Genomic DNA, 3,358 nt, shown 5'->3' with positions numbered 1-3,358 from the left:
GCCGCCGACTCGGGAGACCGAGATACCCACGTCGACCGCGGGGCGCTGGTTGGCGTTGAACAGGTCGGACTGCAGGAAGATCTGTCCGTCGGTGATCGAGATCACGTTGGTCGGGATGTACGCCGACACATCGTTCGCCTTCGTCTCGATGATCGGCAGACCGGTCATCGACCCCGCGCCCAGCTCGTCCGAGAGCTTCGCGCAGCGCTCGAGCAGGCGGGAGTGCAGGTAGAAGACGTCTCCGGGGTACGCCTCGCGGCCCGGCGGGCGGCGAAGCAGCAGCGACACGGCGCGGTACGCCTCGGCCTGCTTGGACAGGTCGTCGAAGATGATCAGGACGTGCTTACCGCCGTACATCCAGTGCTGGCCGATGGCCGAACCGGTATAGGGCGCGAGGTACTTGAAGCCCGCGGGGTCGGACGCGGGGGCCGCGACGATGGTGGTGTACTCCATCGCCCCAGCGTCCTCGAGCGCACCCTTGACGGAGGCGATCGTGGAGCCCTTCTGCCCGATGGCGACGTAGATGCAGCGGACCTGCTTCTCGGGGTCGCCCGAGGCCCAGTTGTCCTTCTGATTGATGATCGTGTCGATCGCGATCGCGGTCTTGCCGGTCTGACGGTCGCCGATGATGAGCTGACGCTGACCGCGGCCGACGGGGATCATGGCGTCGATGGCCTTGATGCCCGTCTGCATCGGCTCGTGCACGCTCTTGCGCTGCATGACGCCGGGGGCCTGCAGCTCGAGCGCACGGCGGCCCTCGGTCGCGATGGCGCCGAGACCGTCGATCGGGCTTCCGAGCGGGTCGACGACGCGGCCGAGGTAGCCGTCGCCGACACCCACCGAGAGCACCTCACCGGTGCGCGTGACCTGCTGTCCGGCCTCGATGCCCGAGAACTCGCCGAGGACGACCACACCGATCTCGTGCTCATCGAGGTTCTGCGCCAGACCCTGAGTGCCGTCGCCGAAGGTGACGAGTTCGTTGGCCATGACGCCCGGCAGGCCCTCGACGTGGGCGATGCCGTCGGCGGCGTCGACGACGGTCCCGACCTCGGATGAGGCGGCCCCCGTCGGCTCGTACGCCGCGACGAAGTCCCGCAGGGCGTCACGGATGACGTCGGGGCTGATCGATAGTTCTGCCATTGTCTTCCTCTGTCTCAGAAGTTGTGTCTATGAGGAGCCGGGGCTCCGGATGTGCGCGCGCTGCGCGTCTGTTCGGTCAGCCGGCCAGACGCTGTCGCAGGTCGGCGAGCCTCGAGGCGATCGAGGCGTCGATCACGTCGTCGGCGATCTGGATACGCAGTCCCCCGACGACGCCGGGGTCGACCACGGTGTTGAGCGAGACATCCCGCCCGTACTTCGTCGACAGCAGCGTGGCGAGCTTGTTCGCCTGCGAGCGGGTCAGGGGCGTGGCGGTCACGACCGTCGCCACGGCGCGGCCGCGCTCGTCCGAGACGATCCGCATCGCGCGGCTGAGCAGTTGGCGGATGCGACGCTCCCCCGGCTGCTGCACGACCGATGCCACGATCAGCTTCGTGCCCGCGGCCGTGCGATCCGTCAAGAGAGTCTCGATCAGGCGCCCCTTGGCCGTCGCGTCACCGAGACGGCTGCCCAGGGCGAGCTCGAGTGAGGGGTTGGCCGCCACCGCGCGGGTGAAGGCGAAGAGCTCGCCCTCGATGTCGGCTGCGGCATCCGCCTTCGCCGCCGCGCGGATCGCGAGCTCCTCGATGCCCTCGACGAGATCGGCCGCCCGCGACCAGCGCTGCTGCACCGCGGTCGTCAGGAGCGAGACCGTCACCGGCGAGAAGTCGCGACCGAACACGTCGGCGACGACCTTGGCCCGGGACGGCGAAGAGGCGGAGGGATCGGCGAGCGCGCCGCTCAGCGGCGAGGAAGCTCCCACGACGCGTGCCGCGGTGAACAGCTCGTCCGCGGTGGCGAGATCGACACCGCTCGTCGCGGACAGCGCCGCGGCGATCTCGCCGAGCGCCTGAGTGGTCGCGCTGCCCATTACTGCGCCTTTCCGGCGGTGCTCTGCTCCGAGGCCTCGAGGTCGGCCAGGAAGCGGTCGACGACCGACTTGGCCTTCGCATCGTCGGAGAGCGTCTCACCGATGACCCCGCCGGCGAGGTCGAGGGCGAGGGTGCCGACCTCCGAGCGGAGCGAGACGAAGGCGCTGCGGCGCTCGGCCTCGATCTGCGCGTGCGCGCTGGTGGTCAGACGCGTGGCCTCGACGCTCGCCTGCTCACGGGCTTCGGCGACGATCTTCTTGCCGTCCTCGCGAGCCGCCTCGCGGATCTCACCCGCCTCTTTGCGCGCCTCGGCGAGCTGGGCGGTGTACTCCTCCAGCGCCGCCTCGGCCTTGCGCTGGGCCTCGTCGGCCTTGGCGATGTTGCCCTCGATCGCCGCGGAGCGCTGGTCGAGCAGCGCCGTCATGCGCGGCAGGACGACACGCCAGAACACCACGAGGATGATGACGAAGCAGACCGCCGACCAGATGATGTCGTAGTAGGCGGGCAGAAGCGGGTTCTGAGACTCGCCTTCTTCTGCTGCGAGAGTGACAAGAGCGCTCAGCATCCTGTCTCCTTACGTCGAGAGGGTCGGATCAGTAGCCGAAGATGAAGCCGGTCGCGATACCGATGAACGCGAGCGCCTCGGTGAAGGCGATACCGATGAACATCAGCACCTGCAGGCGGCCGGCGAGCTCGGGCTGGCGCGCGACGCCCTCGATCGTCTTGCCGACGACGATGCCCACGCCGATGGCGGGGCCGATGGCGGCGAGGCCGTAGCCGACGCTGGCGATCGATCCGGTGAGCTGTGCGAGAACCGTAGTTGCGTCCACGGAGGTGTTTCCTTTCGTTGGGTGGTCAGGCGGGTGCCGGACCGCTCAGTGCTCTTCCGCGACCGCGAGCTGGATGTAGACCGCGGTGAGGATTGCGAAGACGTACGCCTGGAGGAAGGCCACCAGGAGTTCGAACAGGGTGAAGGCGAAGCCGAACGCGAGCGTTCCGACGCCCAGCAGCGACCACAGTCCGCCGAGGCCGAAGATGAAGAACTGCGTGGCGGAGAAGAAGAGCACCAGCATGAGGTGCCCGACGATCATGTTCATCAGCAGACGCAGCGTCAGCGTGACGGGGCGGATGATGAAGGTCGAGAGGAACTCGAGCGGGATGATCAGGATGTAGAGGAACCACGGCAGCCCGGGAGGCATCAGCGAGTTCTTGAAGAAGTTGCCGGGGCTCTTGCGGATGCCGGCATAGATGAACGTGACGTACGCCACGATCGCCAGCAGCAGGGGAACGGCGATGACACTCGTGCCCGCGATGTTGAGCCCGGGGATGATCGAGGTGATGTTCATCGC

5 protein-coding genes are annotated in these 3,358 nt (G+C 67.9%); all 5 read right to left on the bottom strand.

The window, feature by feature from the left end:
- A partial coding sequence (gene atpA, locus DI573_RS14495; protein WP_292815806.1) for a F0F1 ATP synthase subunit alpha occupies positions 1-1,140 on the bottom strand: 1,140 nt, incomplete at its 3' end.
- 76 nt (positions 1,141-1,216) lie between these two features.
- Positions 1,217-2,008, bottom strand: coding sequence for a F0F1 ATP synthase subunit delta (locus DI573_RS14490; RefSeq protein ID WP_292815804.1), 792 nt, complete (start codon positions 2,006-2,008; stop codon positions 1,217-1,219).
- Complete coding sequence (locus DI573_RS14485) at positions 2,008-2,574, bottom strand: F0F1 ATP synthase subunit B (protein WP_292815802.1); 567 nt, start codon at positions 2,572-2,574, stop codon at positions 2,008-2,010. The genes DI573_RS14490 and DI573_RS14485 overlap by 1 nt, the downstream gene beginning before the upstream one ends.
- A 28-nt stretch (positions 2,575-2,602) precedes the next feature.
- Positions 2,603-2,839 carry a F0F1 ATP synthase subunit C gene (atpE, locus tag DI573_RS14480; protein WP_292815799.1) on the bottom strand — a complete coding sequence of 79 codons (237 nt, stop codon included), beginning with the start codon at positions 2,837-2,839 and terminating at the stop codon, positions 2,603-2,605.
- A 45-nt stretch (positions 2,840-2,884) separates the two neighbouring features.
- Positions 2,885-3,358 (bottom strand): FoF1 ATP synthase subunit a (locus DI573_RS14475; RefSeq protein WP_292815796.1); only part of this gene is annotated, 474 nt, incomplete at its 5' end.

This window comes from Microbacterium sp., from assembly GCF_003248605.1.
Taxonomy (GTDB): domain Bacteria; phylum Actinomycetota; class Actinomycetes; order Actinomycetales; family Microbacteriaceae; genus Microbacterium.
The sequence above is the reverse complement of the archived record's forward strand: the minus strand, read 5'-3'. Positions and strand labels throughout refer to the sequence as shown.

Excerpts from the sequence above, each read along its gene's own strand:
- DI573_RS14490 (WP_292815804.1), bottom strand. The coding sequence starts at position 2,008 with ATGGGCAGCGCGACCACTCAGGCGCTCGGCGAGATCGCCGCGGCGCTG.
- DI573_RS14485 (WP_292815802.1), bottom strand. The coding sequence starts at position 2,574 with ATGCTGAGCGCTCTTGTCACTCTCGCAGCAGAAGAAGGCGAGTCTCAG.